19 protein-coding genes are annotated in these 24,934 nt (G+C 55.7%); 9 read left to right on the top strand and 10 right to left on the bottom strand.

Features of this window, described 5'->3' with window-relative positions:
* Positions 1-292: 292 nt before the first annotated feature.
* The 3 genes from KGB25_RS28470 to KGB25_RS28460 all read left to right on the top strand — a co-directional run bounded on the left by KGB25_RS28470 (position 293) and on the right by KGB25_RS28460 (position 2,883).
* A complete protein-coding gene (locus KGB25_RS28470; protein ID WP_008034878.1) occupies positions 293-556 on the top strand; it encodes a DUF2790 domain-containing protein in 264 nt (87 codons plus the stop codon).
* Between the two features lie 245 nt (positions 557-801).
* On the top strand, positions 802-1,116 hold the full coding sequence (locus KGB25_RS28465; protein WP_223437690.1) for a hypothetical protein: 315 nt from the start codon (positions 802-804) through the stop codon (positions 1,114-1,116).
* A 516-nt stretch (positions 1,117-1,632) separates the two neighbouring features.
* Positions 1,633-2,883, top strand: a complete 1,251-nt coding sequence (locus KGB25_RS28460) for a ribonucleotide-diphosphate reductase subunit beta (protein ID WP_223437692.1) — start codon at positions 1,633-1,635, stop codon at positions 2,881-2,883.
* 316 nt (positions 2,884-3,199) lie between these two features.
* Here the strand turns inward: KGB25_RS28460 and drmB are convergent, their stop codons facing one another.
* From drmB to dcm, 8 genes are all read right to left on the bottom strand, one after another.
* Complete coding sequence (gene drmB, locus KGB25_RS28455) at positions 3,200-5,125, bottom strand: DUF1998 domain-containing protein (RefSeq protein ID WP_223437689.1); 1,926 nt, start codon at positions 5,123-5,125, stop codon at positions 3,200-3,202.
* Positions 5,115-8,804 carry a helicase-related protein gene (locus KGB25_RS28450; RefSeq protein WP_223437687.1) on the bottom strand — a complete coding sequence of 1,230 codons (3,690 nt, stop codon included), beginning with the start codon at positions 8,802-8,804 and terminating at the stop codon, positions 5,115-5,117. The genes drmB and KGB25_RS28450 overlap by 11 nt, the downstream gene beginning before the upstream one ends.
* Positions 8,797-10,518 carry a nuclease-related domain-containing DEAD/DEAH box helicase gene (locus KGB25_RS28445; protein WP_223437685.1) on the bottom strand — a complete coding sequence of 574 codons (1,722 nt, stop codon included), beginning with the start codon at positions 10,516-10,518 and terminating at the stop codon, positions 8,797-8,799. The genes KGB25_RS28450 and KGB25_RS28445 overlap by 8 nt, the downstream gene beginning before the upstream one ends.
* Positions 10,518-12,119 (bottom strand): hypothetical protein, encoded by a 1,602-nt coding sequence (locus KGB25_RS28440; protein ID WP_223437683.1) that lies wholly within the window; start codon positions 12,117-12,119, stop codon positions 10,518-10,520. The genes KGB25_RS28445 and KGB25_RS28440 overlap by 1 nt, the downstream gene beginning before the upstream one ends.
* Positions 12,120-13,148 (bottom strand): hypothetical protein, encoded by a 1,029-nt coding sequence (locus KGB25_RS28435; protein WP_223437681.1) that lies wholly within the window; start codon positions 13,146-13,148, stop codon positions 12,120-12,122.
* A gap of 534 nt (positions 13,149-13,682) precedes the next feature.
* Complete coding sequence (locus KGB25_RS28430; protein ID WP_223437679.1) at positions 13,683-15,011, bottom strand: type II restriction endonuclease; 1,329 nt, start codon at positions 15,009-15,011, stop codon at positions 13,683-13,685.
* Between the two features lie 277 nt (positions 15,012-15,288).
* Positions 15,289-15,771: a very short patch repair endonuclease gene (locus tag KGB25_RS28425; RefSeq protein ID WP_223437677.1), complete on the bottom strand. Its 483-nt coding sequence runs from the start codon at positions 15,769-15,771 to the stop codon at positions 15,289-15,291.
* 58 nt (positions 15,772-15,829) lie between these two features.
* A complete protein-coding gene (dcm, locus tag KGB25_RS28420; RefSeq protein WP_223437675.1) occupies positions 15,830-17,260 on the bottom strand; it encodes a DNA (cytosine-5-)-methyltransferase in 1,431 nt (476 codons plus the stop codon).
* Between the two features lie 601 nt (positions 17,261-17,861).
* Between dcm and KGB25_RS28415 the strand changes: the two genes are divergently transcribed.
* The 4 genes from KGB25_RS28415 to KGB25_RS28395 all read left to right on the top strand — a co-directional run bounded on the left by KGB25_RS28415 (position 17,862) and on the right by KGB25_RS28395 (position 21,596).
* On the top strand, positions 17,862-18,371 hold the full coding sequence (locus tag KGB25_RS28415; protein ID WP_223437673.1) for a Bro-N domain-containing protein: 510 nt from the start codon (positions 17,862-17,864) through the stop codon (positions 18,369-18,371).
* Between the two features lie 430 nt (positions 18,372-18,801).
* The gene (locus KGB25_RS28405) at positions 18,802-19,986 is read left to right on the top strand and encodes a colicin E3/pyocin S6 family cytotoxin (RefSeq protein ID WP_223437671.1); all 1,185 of its coding nucleotides are present in this window, start codon (positions 18,802-18,804) and stop codon (positions 19,984-19,986) included.
* Entirely contained in the window at positions 19,983-20,213 is a 231-nt protein-coding gene (locus KGB25_RS28400) for a hypothetical protein (protein ID WP_223437669.1), read from the top strand. The genes KGB25_RS28405 and KGB25_RS28400 overlap by 4 nt, the downstream gene beginning before the upstream one ends.
* Before the next feature lie 393 nt (positions 20,214-20,606).
* Complete coding sequence (locus tag KGB25_RS28395; protein ID WP_223437667.1) at positions 20,607-21,596, top strand: hypothetical protein; 990 nt, start codon at positions 20,607-20,609, stop codon at positions 21,594-21,596.
* A 7-nt stretch (positions 21,597-21,603) separates the two neighbouring features.
* Here the strand turns inward: KGB25_RS28395 and KGB25_RS28390 are convergent, their stop codons facing one another.
* Both KGB25_RS28390 and KGB25_RS28385 read right to left on the bottom strand, forming a co-directional pair.
* Positions 21,604-22,776, bottom strand: a complete 1,173-nt coding sequence (locus KGB25_RS28390; protein WP_223437666.1) for a hypothetical protein — start codon at positions 22,774-22,776, stop codon at positions 21,604-21,606.
* Positions 22,777-22,877: 101 nt separating this feature from the next.
* Positions 22,878-23,693: a sulfite exporter TauE/SafE family protein gene (locus KGB25_RS28385; protein WP_223437664.1), complete on the bottom strand. Its 816-nt coding sequence runs from the start codon at positions 23,691-23,693 to the stop codon at positions 22,878-22,880.
* 112 nt (positions 23,694-23,805) lie between these two features.
* Between KGB25_RS28385 and KGB25_RS28380 the strand changes: the two genes are divergently transcribed.
* Entirely contained in the window at positions 23,806-24,573 is a 768-nt protein-coding gene (locus KGB25_RS28380) for an AraC family transcriptional regulator (RefSeq protein ID WP_223437662.1), read from the top strand.
* A gap of 93 nt (positions 24,574-24,666) precedes the next feature.
* Positions 24,667-24,934, top strand: a 268-nt coding sequence (locus tag KGB25_RS28375; RefSeq protein ID WP_223437660.1) for an XRE family transcriptional regulator, incomplete at its 3' end; no start/stop codon positions are given.

Here is a 24,934-nt window from a genome sequence, read left to right as displayed (position 1 = left end):
GAACGATAACGCGGTCAACCTGAAAACCGCGTTATCGTTCTTCGCGGGCAAGCCTCGCTCCTACAACCGTATTCCACGATTGTTACGAAATCTGTCAAAGGTGTTTATCAAAACCCCACCTATATGAATGCCACCCCCACGCCTAAAATCCACCTCGCCAACAAGGCAAACCCTGATTAACCAAGTTGCAGCCCCCACGAAGGCAGTTAATCAAAACACCGGTAACCAAGTTCCACACGCAACCCCAAAAAGGTTGCGTGACCCCACTCGACCTCTAAAAGGTAAAACCGAAATGAAAGCTTTATTAGTTCTGGCCCTCTCCAGCCTGTGCGCAACCGCCATGGCAGACGAGGTCCCGACTGATGTCGCCCAGCAACAACCGGTCATCGAGGAATACACTTACTCCACTCACCTCGATATCGCCAAAGTTGTCTCCATGAGTGAAATCCCCAATGTGTGCGAAGTTGTCCCCATGAAAATGGAATACGACGACTCCAAAGGCCAACGCCACATCCTGCGCTACAGCATCATGGGTAACGGCTGCTCCAACGGCTGATCACCCGCACTCCCCAAAACGGTTCGACCCAATGCCCGATCATCACACCGACCTGTAGGAGCCAGCTTGCTGGCGATAGCAACAGATCGGTCAACACGATGCTCAAGGCAGTCAAAGCGCCGAACCGTATACATCGATTTATACGATAGCTTTAAGCACTTATTTGCGCTTTTTAATCGAATCCATCGGCGTAGTATGAATTCCACACCAAGGCACACAACGCCAACGAACCTGGAGCAACGACCATGAAAACCAAACTGATCCTCGCCCTGACCCTGTCTGTACTGGCCGCCAACACCTTCGCCGCCGACGGCTACGACCGCACTAGCTCGGCCACTTTCACCAGCGAAGCCGCTGTCGCTTCTGACGGTTACGACCACACCGGCTCGGCCAAAGTCGCCGCCGATGGTGCCGATCACGTCGGTGCAGGCAAACTCGCTTCCGATGGCTTCGATCACACCGGCGCCGCCAAAGTCGCTGCCGATGGTGCCGACCATGTCGGTGCAGGCAAACTCGCCGCCGATGGCGCAGACCACGTCGGTGCCGCTCGCCTGAGCTGATCATCGAGCGTGACTGACAGCCCGACTTCGGTCGGGCCTAGTTGTGTCTGAGGCCAGCGAAAACCGACTCAAAACACAACATGTAGTGAAAAACCCGATTTTTTGGCTATTTTTTGAACAAAAAAGTAGCACGTCAAAATTTAAGAAAAAAAATCTGCGCCTGCGATCTCCAGCCAAAGCCCTGTAAACCCTCGCTCCGACCGAAAAACCCTCCTTCTCGACCGCTCCATGCGCGGATTCGCCCCACCACGGCCGCAAAAATTTCCCTATAATGCCGGCTTAAACGGGCCTGCAATATTCCCTTACAGGGATGACAGCCAGTCCGAAGCCCAGGCCGACGTCGTCAACGACTGCAGCGCCATCAGCGGCTCTCGGAACCCCGTACAAAATTATGTTTATTTGCCTGCGTGTACCGCTGCAAAAAACGCTATCAAACGCGGCCAGACCGGTCGTGTGAAAAACCAACCAATCAGTTTTCACACGGGCATCTGGCCCTCACGCAGGAGACGACACGTCATGCTGAGCTGGGACGAATTCGACAAAGAAGACAGCGGCGAGACCGTGGTAAAAGGCGCCAACGCCGGCCACGCGACTGAAGCAAACATGGACCGCCTCGACACCGCCGGTGGTGTTGCCGCTCAAGAAGCTCGCGCTGTAACCGCGTCCGACTCCGCCGCCATCGCTCGCGCCAAGGCTGCCCTCGACAACCTCGACATCGCCGAAGGCCTCGCCGAACTCGAAGGCGCCTCCGCCCGTGTCGCCGTTGACGAAAAGCGCATGATCAACTGCCGCGCCGACCTCAACCAACTCGTACCGTTCAAGTACGACTGGGCCTGGCAAAAGTATCTGGACGGTTGCGCAAACCACTGGATGCCGCAAGAAGTCAACATGACCGCCGACATCGCCCTCTGGAAAGACCCGGAAGGCCTGACCGATGACGAGCGCCGCATCGTCATGCGCAACCTCGGCTTCTTCTCCACCGCCGACTCCCTGGTTGCCAATAACCTGGTCCTGGCCGTGTACCGCCTGATCACCAACCCGGAATGCCGCCAGTACATCCTGCGCCAGGCTTTCGAAGAAGCGATCCACACCCACGCCTACCAGTACTGCATCGAATCGCTGGCCATGGATGAAGGCGAAATCTTCAACATGTACCACGAGATCCCATCGGTCGCGAAAAAAGCCACTTGGGGCCTGAAATACACCCGTTCGATCTCCGATCCGAAGTTCGAAACCGGCACCGTCGAAACTGACAAAGAGTTGCTGCGCAACCTGATCGCCTACTACTGCGTTCTGGAAGGCATCTTCTTCTACTGCGGCTTCACCCAAATCCTCTCCATGGGCCGCCGCAACAAAATGACCGGCGTCGCCGAGCAGTTCCAGTACATCCTGCGCGACGAATCCATGCACCTGAACTTCGGCATCGACGTGATCAACCAGATCAAAATCGAAAACCCGCACTTGTGGGATGCCGATATGAAGGAAGAGGCTTCGCAGATGATTCTGCAGGGCACTCAGCTGGAGATCGAATACGCGCGTGACACCATGCCTCGTGGGGTGTTGGGCATGAATGCGGCGATGATGGAGGATTACCTGAAGTTTATTGCTAACCGTCGGTTGTCGCAGATTGGTTTGAAGGAAGAGTATCCAGGGACGACTAACCCGTTCCCTTGGATGAGCGAGATTATGGACTTGAAGAAAGAGAAGAATTTCTTTGAGACTCGGGTTATTGAGTATCAGACTGGTGGTGCTTTGAGCTGGGATTGATTCCTGAATGAGCCGAATTTACCGGTATTGAATGGTGGATCGGTGTCTAGTCCTGAAATAGGTTTACACCTTCTGACTTCTTATCAGGAAGGTGTAAACCTTATTCAGGACGAGACACGGAAAGACAAAAAGCCCTGAACATGTTCAGGGCTTTTTTGTGGCCATCAGTTCCGATATCTGGCGACATAGATCGAAACACGAGAGCGCAACCCGATATTCGAACGTAAGACGGCTACATCTCGTCAATCGAACAACAAGCCTACTTCTAGACTTTGCACTTTGTGAGAAGACCATCTGGTTCGCGTATAAAACCCTTTCAGATGGCGAATCCCTGAATCAGACCAGACAGGAATCCAGCTTGGGGCGCCTCCGGTGTCCCAACGACCGTCGCTCGGTCCAGCCCGTTGTTGATCGTCTCACATGCCGTTTCCGGCAACAGCACACAGGCATGACAGGCCGCCTTGTTCACCCGCCTCGAACCATTGCCTCCCAGATCTTCTGAACACACAGGATCCGCGGAACACCAAGATGCACGAGAGACGGCCCGGCGAACCATTGGCTCAAACAACTCAGGACGACCAAGGCGGACCAGCCCACCTAAGCTACCCTCCGAATCACCTGCAGCCGTATAAATGAGGAAGGAAGCCATGGGCGCGCCATCGTCATTTGACACAAATATGCGTTCTTTCAAAGAAGCGGAGGAGTAACCGCACTCGAAAACCAACTGATTAATGAGAATATGGGCGAGCGTATGGACTAGAAGGTAACGCGCAGCCCATTCCCACGTGCATCCCCTACTCAGAGGGGGCAGTAGCCACGTTTCGTTGGCCATGCGATCCACAAACCCTTGGTCGAGCCGCTTTTGTAGCCAATCGGCGTCCCTGTGTAGCCAGTCACTAATTGCCTCCTCGCGCAGCTCGATGAACAACCCTTCGCCGTAATTCTTGATGGCGGGCAGCCACTGATACTCGGGCTCTGGCGGATGCAGAAAAAGCTGGCCCATTGCGGATGACGGCATGCCTTCGAGCGGATCCTTCGACCGTACCAGACGCTCGAATCCATAAAACACACGCGTTTCGCGCAATCGCTCCACTAGGTTGACCGTCCCCAGCCACGACGTGAAGGCTGCTGGAACCAGGCTAGGTATGACACGCAATTCACTGCTCTTGCCCGGACCAACCTCACTCCGGAGGACGTTGTACTCGGCCCGCCGGAACATCAGACTTTCCGATTCATGGGAGACAGGCTGAAGGGTGCCGGTGGTCGCTGTGATCCCCTGACTGAGGGATTCGAAGGCCTTCAGGATCGCATCGTCTTCGGGAAGCACTGTGTAATGGGGTTTCAGGATCTCCCGAAGCATTTCCAGGGCTTTTGGACGTCGTTCCATGTTGAGGAAGATCTTTACGGTGGTCAGATCCAGGTCCTGCTGCCTCAGTATCTCCTGCATGTCGACAATTTCCCGCTGACTAGCGAGATCAGGCAGATAGATCGAGGAAATGGTCTTGCCGAAGTAGATGTTTGACTGGTTGATCAGCACGGCCACCGGGTGTTCGGTGCACGTTTCCGCCGCCCTCCCAAGCCATGGACGATCACCACAACAGGTAATGCCTGCATCCCTAAGGCCGGAAGCCGTGATCGTGTAAGTGACAGGATCGCGCTCCATGAACATTGCACCAAGCAGCGTCTTCGATTTCATGCAGGTCTTGCAGGAGACTTTCACGGACCGCAGATCTGGGCCGCCCGAGTCATTCAGGACCAGACCTTCATCGCCAGGACAGACACATCCAAACCACTGTTTCCAAGGAAAATCCGTTATATGACCATGGGCACAGACACAGATGAAGCGGACTGGCCGCCATCGGCCCTGGCCCTTTTCCAGAGGTGCCAGCTTCTCCGTATTTAGGCTGAACCTGCGCAACTTTCCACTGGTGCTGTTGACATACCAGGTTGGAAACCGATGCGTCTGAACTTGCAGATACGAAAGGTCGGGGTTCTGGTCGTCAGAACAATACTGCGGCGGCTGGCGAAATTGTGGGACGTTGAGCAGCGCGGAAAGTCTTGGCTCATCGACCACATGCTTGCGCAAGGCCGTTTCACCCATCTGCCACTGCCCCCGCTCATCCGTCTTCCGGTACCAGAAGTCCAGTCCGCAGATGATGTTCGGAACACCGTTCTTGTCGGTATAGATGCTCCCCGGGCCAAAGGGCGCAATCAGTTGCCCCTGGCGAATCTCACTGGCCATGTTCGATCTGCTCCTCCGCGAAATAATCGTTGCTGATCGCCACGCGGGCATTGCCGTCGACGTTGCGCATGCTGCTAAGGATCCGCTCCCCCTTCAGTTTCTGTCCGGGTGTGGCGTATTCGCTCGACCATAGCATCAGATACTCGCCGTCCGTCCTCTGCGGGTAAGCCCACCATTGCTGCGGATTGCCCCGCCACTTCTTGCGGAGTCTGTCGAAAACTTTCTGCATGGCATTGCAGACACGGCGCGCCTCATCGGGCTGCTGCTCCATGATGGCCATACAGCGCTCAATTAGCATATCAAGCGCATCTTGTAGGTAGCCGTCATAGCTACCGAAGGCCTCACCGGGCGAATCGGCTTCATGACACTGCCTGGCCCAGACCAACAGGACCCCGGCGAGAGCACGCTCCACCGCCTCGACCGAATAAGGGGTTGCCGATGTCGGTTCGACCCGCTCGTACAACCGGCGGTGGTAGCTGTGAAACTGCTCGAAGTGCGAGCGATCACGACTCTTGGCCGGATTGAACATGCTCAGGATCAAACCTGGCCTCTCGGTCCAGCGCCGCCCGACACGGCCCGTCACCTGAATGTACTGCGCGGTCGACTTGGGCTGGCCAACCACGGCCATCAGTGCTAGCCGGTCGATGTCGATCCCCACCTCGATGATGTTGGAAGCCAGGCAGGCGTCGATGGAACCCTTCTCTTTCCAGTCCAGTGCCAGCCTGTCCATCAACTGCACCAGTTCCGCCTGACCACGACGGCTGGTCAGTTCCTCGACCGTATTGAGATAGCGTTGCTCGCTTCCCTTGAGGCCATAGCGGAACGAGTAATCCTTCAGGCGCGACGCGATGTCCGAGTCGAACAGTGTCCGGGCGCCGCCGAGTTCACGAAGGCTGTTATAGAACGCCAGTAAGGTCCACCACGCATCCTTGTCTTCGCCATCGAACATCCAGGCCCTGAACAACGCCGCCGAAAATGTCCGGACCTGCGTGGTCAGGAAAGACCGGTAACCGCTGGCATGAATGCCGAGGTATAGGCGCCCCTCGGCATACCGGTCGCCCTCCTTCGCGTAACGGCCGAAAAACGAATCGCCCATCTGCAGTCCGGGACTGGGAAACAGCTGCAGCCCTTCGCGTGCATAAACGGCCCGCACTTGCTCCGTCGCACCACGGATGGTGGCCGTTGAAGCAATGATCTTGGGTCGGATCATGCCCGTACGGTCCTCAGCGCTGCAAAATTTTTCGATCACGCCTTCATACAGTCCGTAGATCGTGCCCAGCGGACCCGAGATCAGGTGGAATTCATCCTGGATGATCAGGCCTGGCGGCTGGCTAATACGCGTGACTGTCCCGGCGGCCCCATGATGGAAACCGAACAGCGCGCCGGCTTCCGGCTTCCATGCCATCATTGCGAACTTGTCCGCCGTACCAATGAACATGGACGGCGGCGTGTCGTAGATGGACTGGTCGACCACTTCGACGGGAAGACTGTCGTGCTCGCCACCGAACGAGCAGCGGGTGTCGGAGCACTTGAGATAAGGACGTTTGTTGGACTCGGCCAGTCCGGCAAGGTTATTCTCGTTGCGCCTTGCATAGCGGGCGGGCCGGTCAGATGCCAGGCGCCCGATCGCGCTTCGGCACCAAGGGCATTCGGTGAGCACCAGCGGATTGCCCTCCACCTCCCCCCGGCTGTACTTCCTGATCTCGACGCGGGCGTCGTCCCAAGTATTCGGCGAGCCATCGCCTCCAATCCACAACCCCAGCGAGAATCGGCTTTCCCCGAGCTGGGGCCGCGCGCTTTCCACACGCAGGCGCACACGGATCTGCTCCATGGCGCAGATCAGACTGGCCGCTCGCTGGAACTGCTGCGTGGTCAGCATGCGCAGGGTATAGCGCATGAAGACGTTGGTGCCATCGCGGGACAGCGCATCGTCGGGGCGTGCAATCAGGCGCTGGTGGAACATGTAGAACGCGGCAACCGCGAGATAGGCCTCGGTCTTACCACCTCCGGTTGGGAACCAGATCAAGTCGACGATTTCGCGGTCGTCGGAGTGCCCTTCGACAAGCCCGGAGATGCTCATCAGCAGGAAGGCCGCCTGGAATGCACGCCAGCGTCCGACATCGGGCCTTTCCGTGCCGGCGGCCCAGACATCCCAAGCGGTGCGCGGCTTACCGAGCGGCAGTTCCTCGGCCGCGACGTAACCCTCAAGACGGCTGAGAGGGCGGCGTTCGATCTGCTTGGACGCGATCTGCTGCAGCAGCATGCCCTGATTCGCCAACCGGAACGCTTCCAGCGCAGTTTCATCCTTCTGCAGGATGGCAATCCCACGTCGGATACGCATCAGACACTGCCGGCAGTCATCAAGATGGCGCTCAGCCACATCCTGATAATGTGCATCCAGCCCTGTGCGCTCCTGTTCCCTTGCCGTAATCCATGCCGCGTACTCGTCTGCGAGACGGGTGAGTGTCTGCCAGCCCGCACCGCCCTCACCGAAGGAAGGCAGCCCGGCGAGTTCGCGCATCGACAGGGTGATCAGTTGGTCATCAAGGCCCCTAATGTTGGGCGTCATGCTAGGGAGTTCCACGGCCGGCATCACATCCGCGAAAACCACTTCCGGCGTGTCGCCATCCACCCCATCCCAGCCAGCGGCACAGCCATGTCCGATCGCCCAAGTGGCCGCATCACGGTAGAGCAGCGCGAGGGTCTGCTCGTCGTCATCAAACTGTTCGAACGGCCTGACGCCTTCGGGGTAGCGGCTGAATCTTGCGCCGCCCTGGACGCGCACTTCGAAATACGCCTGAAAGAGCACATTGCGGATGCGCTCCTCCTGCTTATTCAGGGTGCTGGCGTCCTGCAGATTGCGCAGCACACAGGTGATGAGCCACTTGCCATGCATGCGCCGAGGAAACAGCTGGATCTCCAGGGGCAATCCGCAGGGAAGATCCAGCTTTCTGGATTCGGTAACGCCGGGCTTCAGCTTGTCGAGTTCAAATCGCTCGCAAGTCTCTGCGGTGGTCGCCGGCACTCGCCGCCATGCATCGAAAGGCTGCTCGCCACCACCCTCCGGTCGTACGACTTTGACACAGCGTTCGTAACTGCCATTGACCGGGAAAGGTGTCGCATCCGGCAGCTGCCAGAAGAATTTTTTCTGCGCAGGCAGCACCACCACAATTTCGCCCGGCTCGTCTTCGATACAAAAACTGATGCCCATGACCGAGGGCTTATACATGTCGGCACTGGCGACTTCGAAATCGTCATCCAACCCCACCGTCGCTGCATCGACGCTCTCGGCTCCCGCATCAGGCAACGCCGGTTCTTCTGTCTCGGCGACAACCGCTTGTGCGGTTTCAACCGCCGCATCGCCAGCAAGCTCTTCTGCAGTTTGCATAGCAGCCGCCGGTTCGTCGCTTCTTGGCCCGGGCACATCATTGCGCGGGTGCAACAGTCCCGCGCCATAGCGCTGCAGTGGAGTTTCTCCGCGGTAGTACACGATCTCCTGCGGGACCAGGGTACCTTCAGGAGTCCAGAACAGCGTCCCGTTGGCGTCGGCTGGCGCCTGGAAAGCGCGCTGCGCATCAAAGGCCACCGTGGTGCCAGGCCGGCCGGCATCCAAAGTGCGCGCAGGTCCCACCAGCTCACCACGCAGAAATTCGATCTCGGCAGAACGCTCTCTATTCATTGTCTTTCCCCGTACAGGCCACCCATTCGACCAGCTGTGACTTGCCTGAAGCGTGACAGAGGATGTAAAGCCGCTCTATCGCACGGGTGATGCCCGTGTAGAAGCGATGGCGGTTAAACCCGCTGTCGGACAGCATCACGTCGGCAATAATGATGACCTTGTTCTCAAGGCCCTTGTATGCAGAAACAGTGGACCACCGGATGCCCTTGGCCTCGAACTGTGCTGCGGAAACAAAGCGCCGTTGAGACTGTTCCCGCAGCAGAGGCAGTACCGATTTTTGTTCTGCACCGAAACTCAGCACCGTTATCTCCTCATCGCGGAAACCACTGTCCAGGGCCAAGTCAATGCACTCGCTGATTCTACGGACCTGATCCTTCGCGTCTTCGTACATAGTCAGATCCCACGTCTGCAGGCCGCCTCCATGACGCATATAGCCTGAATACGTGCTCCGGTCAGCCATCGACAGGGTCATTGCAACTTGCCCGATGGACTTGTAGTTCCGGCAGTTTTCCGTGAGCAGCCAGCGGGCGGCCTGATGCCGTACTTCGACAAGATTCGCCTCGAGTTCGTCAGCTCCTGTCAGCACCTGATTTCGAAAGTCACCCAGCATCAGATAACTGCCGTCGATCAGATCTCCGTCGATCAGCAGGCGGACGCAGTCCAGAAGGTCAGGCCGCGCGAGAATATCCTGCGCCTCATCAATCACCAGATAGTCAAATCGCGCACCATGTGCGCAAGCTGGATCAGTCAGACGATCCTGAATCAGCATCGGAAGCTGCGCCCAGAAATCGGCATCTGGATCATTCGGGGGTTCGATGCCGGTCAACGACATCAGTACGCTGAATGCGGAGCCGCCGATTAGATCGGGATGGCGGTCGGCCGCTAGCTCACGAGCGGCCCAGCTACCGATCAACCGGTTGAAACACAGATAACCGACGCGAAGCCCTTGGGCGGCCTTGCGCCGGGCGACCTCAATGCCTATCAGTGATTTTCCTGTCCCAGCTCCCCCTTCCACCAGAACTCGAGGGTTGTTGTCCGTCAACCTCAGAACCGGCCGCTGCTGCTCGTGCAGTAGCTTCTCGAGCTCCGCCTCGCGATGGAGTATTTCGGCAGCCTTTTCGGGGCGGCGCTTTCGGATCGGAAAACAGAAATTGATGAACTCGTCACGATGAAATGCCGACAACAGCACCTTCAGCGGGGAGATCTGTGGATCGGCACTAATGGCCAGCTGTGCCATGCGCTTGAGTACGTCGCAGAATGCCTCGCCCGTGCCGCATCCGGCAAACCGGCCGCGATCCATCACTTCGAACGGCTGAATGGACACATTAGCCGGCACGGCGAAGTCCGCTCGCGGGAAAACGCAGCAATGAATAACAGGCACATGCGCAAACGCGGATAGCCGGTCCACCAAACGACGACGCAGCGCGAATCGCGCATCCTGTGCTTGGCGAAATGGCGACTTAGTGACGCTGTCCGGATACCAGCTGCTGCCGTCGAACCCGATTTCACGATGCGACTTTACCTCAACGCAGAGAATACCGAGGTCGGGGATCAGAATGACAAAGTCGATCTCGGTGCGACGATAATTGTTGTATGGAGCAAGATCGAGTGAGTGAATCACGATCCAGTCGTGTCCCGAGCTTTCCAGCTTGCGGAACACGTCTATTTCACCTGGCGGAGCAGACTCATCGATGAAAGCAGGGATCATGTGCATTACAGTGCATCTCCTGATTCACAACGATACTGTTCCGCGACCAGCAGCTTCATTGGCTTACCAATTTCCTCCTGCGGTGCGGCAAAGCCGGACGCAATGCTGATGACCGGATCAAACCTTACACTGCCAGCCAGTCCGCTCTCAGGAGTCAACAAGTGGTGGTAACCCCCATCGGGCGAAACCATGTCGCGCAGATGGCCGAGTTCTTTGCGCAACTCCACAATGAGCTGCTCATTGACGATGGCGGATTCCATGACACCGTGCTCGACCGCTGTGGACCGTGAGGCCGCCACTTCGGCCCAGGCCAGACGCCAACCCGGGACAGCTTGTCCATTGTGGTTCCGTGGGGGGATGAGTTCCGGGTCGATCACATGGGTAAGCAGCGCCTGAAAATGATCACGGCTCTGAGGCGCATGAATCACGCTGCCATTCAGAGACATCCAGCTCTCTGCTGCGCGATGAAGATTACGCAGTGAAATGCCGGCATCCTTCATTTTCTGGACACACAAGCCCGACTGTCGTTTGTACAGGTCGGCCAGCGCCTTTTTCCAGACGGCTGCCAGCGGCGCTTTGGCGGCGTCGACGCTGATCTCCCCAAAATTCGCATCGGCATCGTGGATCAGCAGGTAATCGCCTTCCTCCACATCAATGATATGGCGGTAGGCGATTGCGTCGCAGTCATCACGACGTGGGGCGAATACCAGCTGGCTTGTTCCGGGCCGCAGCAGAACCCCACAATCACCAGGCAATTCCACCAGCACACAGCGATGCCAGCCTCGACCGGCGCCCTTGGTCTCGGCAAAGAAGACAATGTCGTCGGCTGGCTCCTCCGCTGACGGGGATGCGTCTATCCTAGCGCTGCCGGTGACTATGTGCCTCACGGACCGCATGGTTACCAGCCAGTTGTGTGCGGGAACCACAGGATCGGCCGCGAATCCTTCCTCATCTGCCAGCCCTTTCCAGACAAACCTGACCAGCCTGCGGTAAGCCGGCGAAGTGATCAGTGTCTCCGGTGTTTTTGCCATGCCGTGTGTGCGCAGCGGCCCGAACCTGATCAACGCATCAGCTGGTGGACCGCTGCGATACTCGGCAAGCGAGCAGATGAACGCGTGGTCGTCGAGCTCGGTCAGCCCCTCGAGTAACTCACGGAAAAGATCGCACTCATTGCGATGGCACCAGATTCTGAGCCGGTCCTGACCAAATTCCACTATCAGGTTGCAAAATACCTGTACGAACTCCTTATTCAGCACCGAGCCTTCTTCGCGGTAGCGGCTGATTAGGTCTTTCAACGCCATAACTTCGCGCACAGCGTACTCGCCCCACCTGTGGCGAGTGTGAAGTTCGTTGGCCAAACCGAAATTCAGGAGAAGATCGGTATTCGGTATCAACGGCGATGTCAGCCATTTCATCATCTCCATGCGCAGCGCCAGTGCAGGCTCATTCTGTCGCGCATCGCCTTCTGGCGAATAGATGGCGGAAAATAGCGCCCGCATATGACTACGAATCGCAGAAAACAGCTGCGACTCGCACACATGGAGCTCCTGAACTGGAGGGTTGTCTGCCAGGAAATTCATGCGCTCAGTCGTTGAGATGTACGTCATTTAGGTTGCCTTCCGTTGCAACACACGCAGCAACATGCCTTCTGGTAGTACGCTAGGCAGACAGTTGCCGGTGTACATTTCGGTGTAGTAGCGGATGATTCCGTTCAGCCGGTCTCTTAGCTGATCGGTGGCTTCGATAGCGGCATCGCGGTTGCAGACACCGATAATGTCGCTGCCAGGAAACAGTCTCTCCGCAGAGAGCAGCGCAGGCAGGCCATCGGCAACAACCAGCCAGGCTTCGTGTCCGGAATTATCTGGAGCACGCTCATTAAGAAAACCCAGACGCTGTATGTACTTCTTTTCCTTGGAATGCAGTGTCAGAAGCTCGCCCAGCGGCACCTGGCAATTATCGGACGCGAAACCCGCAGCATAAAATTTTTGCATATAGGTTGTGTCGCGCGCGGCGCCCTGCCCGACCAGCACCAGACCGTCATAGGAGCGACGCAGGTTGTCTTCAAGGATCGGCCCGTTGCAGCCAGGCAGAGCACTATAAATCGACAGTTCCAGAGCTGATCCACCGGGGCTTATCTGTGGCAGAGGAAGATTGTGTAGCTGCCAGCCGAGGGCGTTTTCTCGTCTGATGTAACGGCGGCATGGTCCATTCGGATTGGGAGTGAGTTTTCCACCACGTTTGATAAGCCGCTGGTGCGTGCGGTCCTCGATCACAATTTCATAGGGACTCTCATTGTCAGGAGCAAAACGCCAGCAGGTATTTTCGACGACATTGCGCACATCCCATGAAGGCAGCCCAGAGGAGTCGCCGCGTCTCAGTGCAGCCATGCGCTCGTGGCACCGCCGTAGTAAAAGGTCGAAGTGCGTATCGACATAGTTTGCCGTAGCACGCTCAAGATCGCTCCGCAGCGCGCCCAGCGCGACGAGACCGGCGGCCTCCGATCCGCACGGCATCGACAACAGCCCGATCCGACGAGCGTTATTGCAGCTCTGGCGCCACCTATACCCCAGACTGAGCGCCGCGACTACCCACGCAGGGGTAGCTTCATGTAACACATCCCCTTCGAAATACTGCATCTGCCGACCCTGACTTTCTCAAGCATCCTTTAACGAGTAAGGCGATCAGCGTCGCCTGCTACTAGCCCACACCTAGCAGCTCATTTACAAGCCGCTCTCAATTGAGGCTAATTGCGCCATCCGATGCCGAGGATCCGATGAGGCACAGCTGGCTGCGTGAAGGCAAAGGAGAGTGTAGTAAAGAACTGCTGCCAAGCCCGGATTGTGAGTCACAAGTTGCAAGAACCTGAGCACTCTAAAAAATCCATGAAAAAGACTTGCGATCTGGCCCTTCGTTATCGGGCGCAAGAACTGGCTGTTCAGCGACACGTCCGAAGGCGCGATGGCTAGCGCTCGGTTGCAGATGTTCGCCGTACTGGACCACCCAGCCCGCCAAGGTTTGGCGAACCCACTTGCCGATGACTCATCACGTCTTGGAACACAAGCAGGCAGGACTGACCAGCTACGTGTCTCCAATCGTAATGAACAAGTCAGCAGCGGTAGTAGGCAGGCGTTGAGGTCAAACCCCTGACTAACTCATGAGCTAGTCAGGGGCTACAGTGGAAGGATCAATGAAGGGCGCTTCAATCTCACCTCATTATCGAAAAATTGTCTGAAAGTAATGACATTATCGTAGCCGTCGTAAGCTGATTCTTTAGCTTTCTTCAAAGACTCCGGTACAACCAGCGAAATCGAATTCCTTTCCATCTCATCAATGGCCTCACCCGACACTCGGTCATCAACAGTAGCGAGAAAAATTGTTCCAAGCGGCTTCTCTAAGGCCAGCTGCTTCCATCGTTCGCGCAGAGTTGTCTTCAAGGAAACAATAACCGCATCTCCATTTATGTTGAGTTCCTTGACATCAGGCAAGACGAAATCCGGGCGCCGGCCACCGAAGACAGCCTGCGGTTCGTGACGAATTCGACCATCCTTGAAAAGCCTCGCTACATGATGCTCAAACGAAAGCCCTGCTCTGCTCTTTCTGGTTTGCGCCGCGCTGAGGAATATCGAGTCGAGCTCAGAGAATGCCCGAACAAGATTGCTAACAGGATCACCTCCCCCGTGAAGCAGGATTCGGGCGACTTGAGCTGCGCGGAAGCGAAGTTCTGCCTGCTTGTAGATGGAATATTCAATGTCTCTGCTGATAAGCATGACCGCATCACCAGGCTGGGAGACGGTGAACGGATTCATGTCACAGAAGCCGCTCCCATCAAGCCACTTGTCCTGAGCTTTTCCCGCCAGTGTCTCCGGAGATGGAAGAGTCTGCTTCTTAATGAATTGTTCCAAGGTTCCATCTTTTATCGCCTGCGACAGCTCGGCAATCAGCTGATCTATTTCGGAAGCAGGCTCAGCAAGCGAAGAAGGATCGAACAGGCCGTAGTGGAAATCGGCACCCAGCTCGAACGCAGTCTCGATAATTTCCGCTTCTTCGCTTACCGAATCGACGACGATGAACCAATAGCTGGAGCCAAACTTTACTTGCTTGAGTTTTCCGATAACGAGCAGCGAGGCTGGGGAAAGCAGCTGGAATTGCTCCTTGGGCATGCCCGTGTGCTGCCACTCGTACCTTGGCTTTGCTTTCTCTAAATTTGTTGGATTGCGCATCGAAAAATATTTAATCGTCGATGTCTTTATCTCTCCAGAAGCCGGCCAGAACGTCGGATATTCGACATCGTAAATGTGCGGTTTGTCCGGGTTGGAATTCTTCAGTTTTGGAAAGAAGTCAGACTCAGCAACAGGGCGAGGGATAAAAAAGCCGTTCTGATGCCCATTCTTGGGACTATCTGCCCAAGATGTGTCATTGCGTGACAGTTTCTTGATGAAGAGACTTTCACTCTGATTGATCAAAGTGGAAATATCATTCCATTCCGGATGGAAGCCCATTGTTGTTCCTTATTTCTGATATTCGGGCGAGCCTTTGCAGACTCAAAAAGTTCAACGGAACTCGCTGGTGGCCACGTCCACCGTGACAAGCCTGTATTCCACGCGAACAATGCTGTCTCTGCTTCGCGCATCCAATGGGTTCTGGAGCGTTTCACGGATAAGGACTTCAACGCTGGTGCGTTCTTAGTCTGCGAAGTTGTCGTCGGAAATGCTTGCCCCCCGAAGTTTCGTTCGGATTTAGCGGTCGGAACTGCCAATGAGCCACAATCAACTATCCCTATTGTGAGGACCTGCATCCTAGTTCCAACGCCTCTTCATCGATCTGGAAATATTCCGATCCATTTATCAGCCAGCTCGCTATCAGGTCAACAAGCAATGGGGACTTTTCTTTTTTCATCGACCGTACAGCACACTCCCATACGATAAGTACCCTCCAGCCCATTGCTTTAAGGGCGCCTTCCTGAAGGCTGTCACGAGTCTGATTTTTCCCGATTTTCTCTAACCAGAACTCAGGGCGAGTTTGGGGAACCTTAAAGTACCTGCATGCATGCCCATGCCAAAAACAGCCATGTATAAAAATAAGAGCACGGTATTTCGGCAACACCAGATCTGGCTTACCGGGAAGGTCTTTGACATGTAAACGGAAGCGAAAACCCCGTGCGTGCAGGGCTTTACGGATTAGAAGTTCAGGCTTGGTGTTTTTACCCTGAATTCCAGCCATCATTCTGGAGCGTGTAGCTACATCCACGACATCAGTCAAATAGCCTCCATACCGGAGCGCTGGACGCTCCGGAGCTGAGGCCGACGCGGCTACCTCATCAGGCTGGAAGGGCGAATTCCAACTGGGGCTGCTCAGTGTCGGCCATTTTCTCTTTCGCTTTCAGGATGCGGTCCTTCATTAATCGAGCCACCGCTTCGAAAACCGGTACGGCAACAGAGTTACCAAACTGACGATAAGCCTGTGTGTCAGAAACCGGAATGATGAAGGAGCTTTCACCGGGCTTATCAAATCCCATCAAACGTGAACACTCATGAGGTGTCAGTCGACGAGGTCGATTGATCTGGTTCAATTCGCTATTGAAATCCAGACTCTCGACAAAACCTCGGTCAACAAGGATTTCAGAGCCGTCCTTGTGATACCTCGCTGACAACGTACGCGCCACATCATTAGGCCGAGTCAACCCAAAACCGAAGCCATTACCTTTCTCACGATGCTTCGCTGCATAGCGGTACAGGTAATCCCAGAGCTTTGGCGTCAAGATGTATTTGCTGTCTACTTCTTTATCGAGCAAATCGCCAAACGTTGGTTTTTGCTTCGGAACAAGCTTGCTGATTTCGCTCAGGGTGAAGCCTTGGTGGACATTCAAATCGCGGCGGAAGCCTACCAGCACAATCCGCTCACGATGCTGGGGAAGGAAGTGTTTGGCATCGATAACTTTCGGATCTGTACCTTTCGGGGTATTTACGTCTGCAACCTCATACCCAAGCTCATCAAGCGCTTCGCAGATGATTCTGAACGTGTTGCCTTTGTCATGACTCTTGAGATTTTTCACGTTCTCCAGCAGGAAGGCAGCTGGACGTTTAGCGGCAATGATCCGCGCTACGTCAAAAAACAGTGTGCCTTGAGTTTCACACTCAAAACCGTGTTTACGGCCTAGCGAGTTTTTCTTGGATACACCGGCCAGCGAAAACGGCTGGCAAGGGAAGCCGGCAAGCAATACGTCATGATCCGGGATTTTGCGATCAATGTTCAAATAGGCTTCGTCTTCACTTACCTCTGGTTTGTCGGAAAGAGTTACCGAGCGGATATCCAGATTGAAGCTGTGCCGGGCAGGATCGCAGTAGTGATTCGCCTTGTAGGTCTTAACTGCGTATTTGTTCCACTCGGAAGTAAACAGGCACTCACCACCAATTGCTTCAAACCCCTTTCGAATGCCTCCGATTCCTGCGAACAGATCGATGAACGTAAAGGAAGGTTTATGGTTCAATCGTTTAGGGAGTAGAGACTCCAGATGAGTGTACTCAGCGTGGGTCAGCTTCGGAGACGCTTTACCCTTTACCCAGCGGTTGACCGTTTCGCGGCAGTGAGGCGAACCAATCTCACTTAGCTTTTCGGCCAGTTGGCCTTGGTCGTAAATCTCAAGCAGCTTGTGTAGAAGTGCCAAGTCTTGAGCCGGATGAGGATCCGACTGAAATGAAAGCGGGCTCGTCTCGTCGGCTTGTGTAAATGCGGTTTCAAAAAGGTTCATGAGCCCTGCTTTCCTCTGGGTCAAATCTGTGACGAATGATCACTATTCTATCCCTTGTGAAGCCAATGTAAATTTATCATTTCGCTAAATTACGAAATGACAGCCACATGGTGGCAACGAAACAAATGCGACTTGGCACGCAAGGAAAACTGTATAAAAACACAGTATATGGCGATTCTAAATTTGTCCAGGCTACTGCGTCATCAGATCGGTGATGGGCAAGCATGTTGGTGAGGCCTGGCCACTCAATCCATGACTTGACCCTCCACCACATTCCTCCTAACCTCCTGTCTGAGAGCCTAAGAAACTCGCAAACCAGAGCGGTCCTCCGCACCCGACAGTCATGCGGCTTTTTTTCGTCTGCGGTTTCTCTACGTCTGCGAAAAATCCCCGTTATGTCGGGAGTGGGCGAATACAAGACCCGAAAGGGGAATATGTCCGGCCCGTCTCTGGTGGGTTTCTTAGCTCCCGACACCCATAACGAATGCCCTAAGAAAGCAGCCAGAGGTAAAGGAAATGCCTGACATTCCGACCTTCACGATGAAGGTGACTTGCCGTATCCGTGTGTCCAATCGCGCGCTTCCGTTTCAGGAGGTTCGCCATGCCTGAACCGCTCGTTTCAACCCTCTTCCTTCGTCACGGCACCTGTCTTCGTGCCCTACTGGTGGAGAACCAGGCCTGGTTCTGTGCTCACGACCTGGGACGATTGATGGGCAAACATCTCGACGAACGCATGTCACGCAAGCTGGATGCAGATCAGCGGCGAATGATGCTCGTGGAGGCTCAAGGTGTTGCCGAAGAACGACTGATGATCAGCGAGTCCGGCGTTTATGCGTTGCTGGTTTATCACTATTGCCCGGAGTACCGGCTCCTTAGGGAATGGCTGACTCACCAGGTTGTTCCGACGCTACGTGATGCGCGCCCGTCGCGTTCAGTTGAACGGCCAACGTTGAGTGTTCTGGACTGGCCTAAGATGTCGCTCTGCATGTTGCACTGGCAGGATGAGCCGTGGATTCGGTTGCGGGACATGCCTTGCGTGTTGGCAGATGATCCGTTCAATCAGCGCGGATCGTGGTGGCGTAAGGCGTCACGAGTGCTGCGAGGGTTCTGATTGTTCATTGCCGTATAAAAATCCGCTGCTTGAGTTTCAGGCAGCGGATTTTTTGGGTGGTGTATTTAATGACGCCTTCGCGAGCAAGCTCGCTCCCACAAGAGAATTTGCTGCGGGGTCTGCTCCCGATTCAAGCAATGCCGTGGCGCTGTGTCCGAATTATCATCGACGTTGTCACCATTCAAGTGATCGGGATGAGTTCACTGCGTCACTGTTTAAGAAGGTGGAGCAGTTGAAGTTTGAGTAATTGGGCCAGGAAAACCTACGCGCACGAAGGCGCCGAGTCCTAAGGATTGCGCTGCAATCCCGATAAAAAGAGAAAACGCTTAGAGTCATTCAGGATCCGTCCTACAGCCACGATTAGCCACGTTCGTTAACGTCGCGCAGCCCCTTTTCCGGGGCTGCCGATGGATGAACGAAAGGATGATCAGTGGCTGGTAACAAGGACATTCCGCGGATTAAGAATCCGCCCTCCGGCGATGGGCATCACGTCACCTACCGCTACATGACCGCCACCGAATTGGCCGAGCGGGACGCCAGACAAAAAGCCTATGAGGCCATGCTGGCCAGGCAAGACGCCTTCGAACGCAGCCGTCAGGTCATCGCGGAAAAGCAACGGCCCACTCAAGCTGGATGTGTCTTCGCCAAGTCCTGCAAGCTGCCGGACGCCATCATCGATTACGCGAATCCCTCAGGGATGGTGCCGACCGATAGCCTGAAAGACTACGGTGACCTGATTCTGCTGGGTGCTCGCGAACCGGACGAATCAGGCGCAGTGCCACTGAAGAAGATCAGTGGCACTGCGATTCCCGCTGGTCTGGGCTCGCTCGCCTTGGCCGGTTCGGCATTCGCCGCTGCTCCCGTGGCCGCAGCGAGCGCCGTAACAGCAACGCTGGTTGGCCTTGTTGCGCTGTTCACACCTTCGAGTCTGGGCGACAGCTCGCTTTACACCGACGACCAACTCCGTGCGCTCAAACAGGCCCGTACCCGCGTTCGCCTGCAGGTCGAGCAACAGACTGACGGCAGCCTCAAGGGATATGGTTTCTACACCGGCAAAAATCGCGATTGGGAAATGGTTGATGTCGTGCAGTTCACATTGCGTGGCAGCCAGCAGGTGGCTGACCTGGGTGACGGCATTGAACTGATCTGGACGCCGGCCGTGGATGGCTCCGACATCCTGGGCATTCCGGCGCTGGAGGCTGCCCCGCAAGCGCCGCATATCTGGGTTTACCCGCCAACGAAAGCGGCTGACAGCATCATCGTGAACCCGGTTTATCCGCCGGAGTACAAGGATTTCATTCTGGTGTTCCCGGCGGATTCGGGGATTAGGCCGGTTTATGTTGTGGTGAGTGTTGCTGACCACAATTACCATCCCGCACCGAAGGGGCTAATTGCCTTTCCCGATGCAACGAGAGCGAAACGTAAGACCCCGCTAAAAGGCGGCGGTGGCCTTCGAAAACGATGGAAAACGTCAAAAGGGACAATTTTTGAATGGGACTCGCAGCACGGCACTGTGGAGATGTACGACAAACGCGGCCGCCATCTCGGAGAATATGATCCGACTACCGGCAAGCAAACCAAACCTGCAGACAGCTCCAGGAGTGTGGAACCATGATTTATGTAATCGAAGCCTTTCACAAACATAACGAACTGCTGGCATTCGAAGTGGAGCTACCGGCTGGGTGCGATCAGGAAATTAAAAACATTATGGGTTGGACTGCTGAGCAGCAAGGATGGGAAGGATACGACCTTACGGACGAGCAGCTTGGAGCCTTGGAGGCTTTGCTGGGAAAAAAAGTGTATGACGCAGCCTACCTATTTCAACTTAGCTGCAACGCTTGAACATATGAGTGGGACACCAATTTGGTACCTCTACTGAGTTAGCCAAGTTAGCTGAAGTCGGAGATGTTCGATAGGCGAGGTGTCGAGGTTATTCGACGTCAAACATGACGCCTCAAACCTCTGTGTCTTGACCTTGTTCTTAGCACCCAAGCCACCTGCTCATTCAACTGATCAAGCCCAAGCATTGTAGGAGCGAGATTGCTCGCGATGGTCGTGAACGGTAACGCGTGTAACCAGATGCCCCGTGGTGTTCTTGGGTTTTTCGCGAGCAAGCTTCGCTCCTACAGGGGATGGTGTGTTGCCGTTGATTTTGTGGTGTGTTTAAAAGAGTGTGTGCAAGCCGCCTCGCCTCCCGCTATTAATACCTTCCCCACTCAAGGACCCGAGCCCGCCATGAAATTCGATCTCGCCTACTGCCTCAGCCTCGACGACAAGTTGTCGATCTATGACGTGCGCGATTTGAATTTCGACGAGACCATGGATTTCGATTCCGCCAAGGAACACTTCCAATGCCCCAATGACGCATGCAGGGCGGCGTTCGATGCTGCAAACGTGCTGACGACATTCAACGCCAAAAACGTGAATTACGTCCGCACCCCGCACTTCAAGAACACGCCTAGCACCCGGCATGTGGCAGATTGTCCTTATGCCAGCCTCAAGGCGCCGGGGCCGGGTGTGGACGCGGACGGTGCGGAAACGGATGACAGTCGTGAGGAGCATTTCCCTTCGGAGTTGTTGCTGACTCGGCGTCAGTATGTGCGTAAGCCGTCGAACCCGGCGGTGGCGGCGGATGTAACGCGGGACGATCCGAAACCGCTTACACAGCCCAGCGATACCGAACACCCAAGCCACGAATCCGCGCCGGACAAGACCAGTGTCTTCGCCCACCCGGTGGAGTGTTTTGTGTCGAACTTCGAGGACAAGGAGTTGCTCAAGCGCGTGCCGCTGAAGATTGGCGAGCACACGGCGTCTTATGGGTCGTTCTTCAAGAAGATCGAATACCTGACGGACAACAAGGGGCTGATTTACTGGGGCAGGATCAAGGAGATCAAGGATTACACGCAGAGCTTTCGCATCGATTTCGAGCAGAAGGTCTGGTTCAAACAAGCGGATGAGGCGAAGAAGAAGCCTTATTCGGTAAACGTTTACCTGAGCAAGAAGTTGATCGAGAACTACCGCAAGCGCAAAGCGTTTCTGGAAGAGATCAAGCACGCCATCGACAGTGAAGCGGAGCTGTATTGCTTCTTTTATGGCGTGACGCCGGAGTTGAAGCAGGTGCCGAGCAAGAAAAACCCCGAGCAGACGTTCGGGGTGTTCAGCGCGAATATCGAGAACCTGGATCACTTCATTATTCGTGAGGCACCGGGGTTGGCTGATAAGTAGCTTCGGCTCAGGGCAGTTGCAGCGCGACGCCGCCGGGGTGTTGTTTGACGAGGTTGTAAGGCAGGACGCCCCAACCAATGTTTCGACACACGGCAGCCACGTGAGGGAAGGATGGCTCTAACTTGATGCCTTTTTCGGTGAAGTACCAGCCCGGATAGTGCCAAGGGTAATCATCGTTGTAGCCGCAATCGTTCTCCCCCTCTGGCGTTGTCGTCATTTCAGTGGGATAGAGCTTAAGCAGTTGTGCCACCAGCCACGGCGCCAGCTCTTTATTGCGGTAATCAGAATAAGCAGTGGATGACTCGGACGAAGAGTTATAGACGTCGTAGTCTTCCTCGTAATGCATTGGTTTGCCCTGCCCCACCCACAGCACATCTTCAAGCGTCAGGGATTTGCCCGTTTTGGTATCGAAGTTGATTGAGTCATTGACCTGATCCGGATAAGCACCGCCACAAAAGTACTCGGTTGACACCCGAACGCTCATCACGGACGGCGTCATCCACAGAGGCTGACTGATCTGTGAGTAATAGGCATCAGCGTAATTGGCGAAACATCCGTAATACCCCACGACTTCTCGCCACAAACGGCCCATCAATTGCTGGTTGATTTGCTGACGCTCTTCGGCGCTGTAACCCGAAATCACTTCAAATAGCTCGGCGTTTGATTGTGGCTCGCTCCACCATTGCAGCGTGTATCCCATGAAGGTTTCGGTCTTGCCTGGGATGAGCTTCATACCTTGTAAGCGCAGGTATTCGTAAGGCGCCTTGTCGTGAAGTCTGACGAGATAGGGCAAGGTATCAGCGGGAACCGGAGGAAGGTTTGCTGGCTGCAACTGGACCTTCAAAACCTTCCCTTTAGGGCTGACCCATTCACCGGACCAACCGTTGGATTCGGGCTGTAAGCGAATTGTCGGAAGAGGTTTGTACTCTCCATAACGCTGGTCACCTTCTTCGAGCACCAGCGTTTCCCCTTCCTTGGTGCCACTGAGCACTAAGTCCTTGCGGTACTTTTGGTAAAAGTAACGACCCTCGCTGCCGTCGGCGTTCACCTCTAGCACAATCGGCATTTTGCCCAGCGTCCCGGTGTAGACCTGCTTGCCGCTGTCCGCCCACAACAGTGTGGAAAACGTTGAGCACATCAACACGACAACGCCAGGCAGACGAATCAATCCTTTAAACATCAAATCATCCTTGAATGCAGCGAACATTGGTTCGCGGGAAATAGCCGCGAATTATGGCGAAGCTTCGTCCACGAATCGATGAAAAGCTAACGTGATAACGATTAACTCCAACACATGCTGATCATCACCAACGCCAGCAAACCAATATAGATACGCGCATGTATCCGATCCGGAATCCGCCCAATCCACGGCGTAGCCAATCGAATCCCCACCAACGACCCCATCGTCAAAACCGCAAACGCCAGCAGATCTACATAACCGACAAACCACGCTCCCAAATCAAAATCGCTAAACCCCGCCATCGCCATGTAAGTCACAGTCCCGGCCAACGCCACAGGCAGGCTTAGTGGATTGGCCATGGATGTTGCCTGCGACATGCTCAACCCGCATCGACGCAACAATGGCACGGTCATAACACTGCCGCCTACGCCGAGAAACGTGGCGATGGCGCCGATTCCTACGCCGCCACCGGACACTTCCGCCCTCCCCAATCGCCGTGGGATTCCATTACCTGCGTGTGTAAGAAAACCGCGTCTGAACAGGCAATCCACAATGGTCACGCCCAGGTAGGCAATGAACGCATACCGAATTACCTCGCCACTCACCCACATCGCCGCCACCGCTCCGCCCACCGCGCCCAACCCGATGAACCCGCCCAACGGCCACAGGTAATGGCGAATCAGATTACCGGCGCGGTGATGTTTTCCGGTGGCGACCAGGGCGTTGATGATCATCACGCAGGTCGAGGTGGCGACGGCGATGTGCATTGCCGATTGGCCGATGGGATCGTCGGCACCGTGGCTGGCCATGAGCATGCGGTACAGCAATGGCACGACGACGAAGCCGCCGCCGAAGCCGAACAGCACGGCGGTGATGCCGGTCATGCAGCCGAAGAGTGTCAGCAGGAGGTAGAACATTGCGCGTCGTCCGTTGGTTGAGAGTGGTCGACGATAGAGCGATGTGGCTTGGCCTGCTTCAGCAAGTGAGCCAATAATGTTTGCGTTTACGCCAACTGCTGGAAGCCGCTTGATGCGCAATGTTTCGATTAATGTGCTGGATGACACGCCACGGTCGGTGGTGGCGATCGGTACGGATTATTCCTACGGGCATGTGTTGCCTAGTCATACACACAGACGGGCGCAGTTGTTGTACGGCGCCACCGGGGTGATGCAGGTCGGTACGCATGACGGCAACTGGGTGGTGCCGCCGCAGCGGGCGGTGTGGATTCCGGCGGGGGTGGCGCATGAGGTGTTGATGCTGGGGGTGAGCACTCGCAGTTTGTACATCGAGCCGGGTGCAGTGGATTTGGGCGACCGCTGTCAGGTGATCAGTGTTTCGCCGTTGATGCGGCATTTGCTGATGGAGGCGGTGGAGGTTCCGCTGACGTACGACGAGGCCGGGCGCGATGGCGCGTTGATCGAGTTGCTGCTGCATGAGTTGGCGCGCAGTGCTCACTTGCCGTTGCACATTCCGCTGCCGGTCGATGCGCGGCTGCTTGGGTTGTGCCAGGGCTTCTTGCAGCGACCCGATGTTCATCAATCGCCGCAGCAATGGGCGGATCAGATGCACGTCAGTCTGCGCACGTTCAATCGGCTGTTCCGCCAGCAGACCGACCTGAGTTTCAGCCAGTGGCGCCAGCGCGCCTGCGTGGTGCTGGCCTTGGCGCGATTGGCGGTGGGTGAGCCGGTGACGCGGATTGCGCTGGATTTCGGTTATGACAGCCCGGCGGCGTTTTCGACGATGTTTCGTCGTGTGTTGGGTCAGGCACCGTCCGTCTGGTTGGCAGGGGCGAAATAGCAGAATTCAAAAAATGAGTTTGATCCGGGCGCAAAACAACTGTACAAAAACACAGTACATTTTGAATCAGCACTCTCGAGCCCGGAGAACACCATGGCCTCTTATGCGATGAAAATCACCCTGGAACGTATCGCCCTCTTCCAATTCACCCCCGCCCATTGCGCCCAGGCCCGGGCGATGTTGGGTTGGAGCGTTGATGAGCTGTCTCGGGAGTCTGGCGTTTTGGTTGATGTGATTGAGCGATTTGAGGCCAAGCGTGAGGTGCCGGATGCTGATCGACTGGCGCTGGCGTATCGGTTTGAGTCGCAGGGGTTGGTGTTTTTCCCGGGGTTTGCGCCGGGGCGGGGGATGAGTGTTAGAG

Source organism: Pseudomonas sp. BF-RE-21 (assembly GCF_019947305.1).
Lineage (GTDB): Bacteria > Pseudomonadota > Gammaproteobacteria > Pseudomonadales > Pseudomonadaceae > Aquipseudomonas > Aquipseudomonas migulae.
The sequence above is the reverse complement of the archived record's forward strand: the minus strand, read 5'-3'. Positions and strand labels throughout refer to the sequence as shown.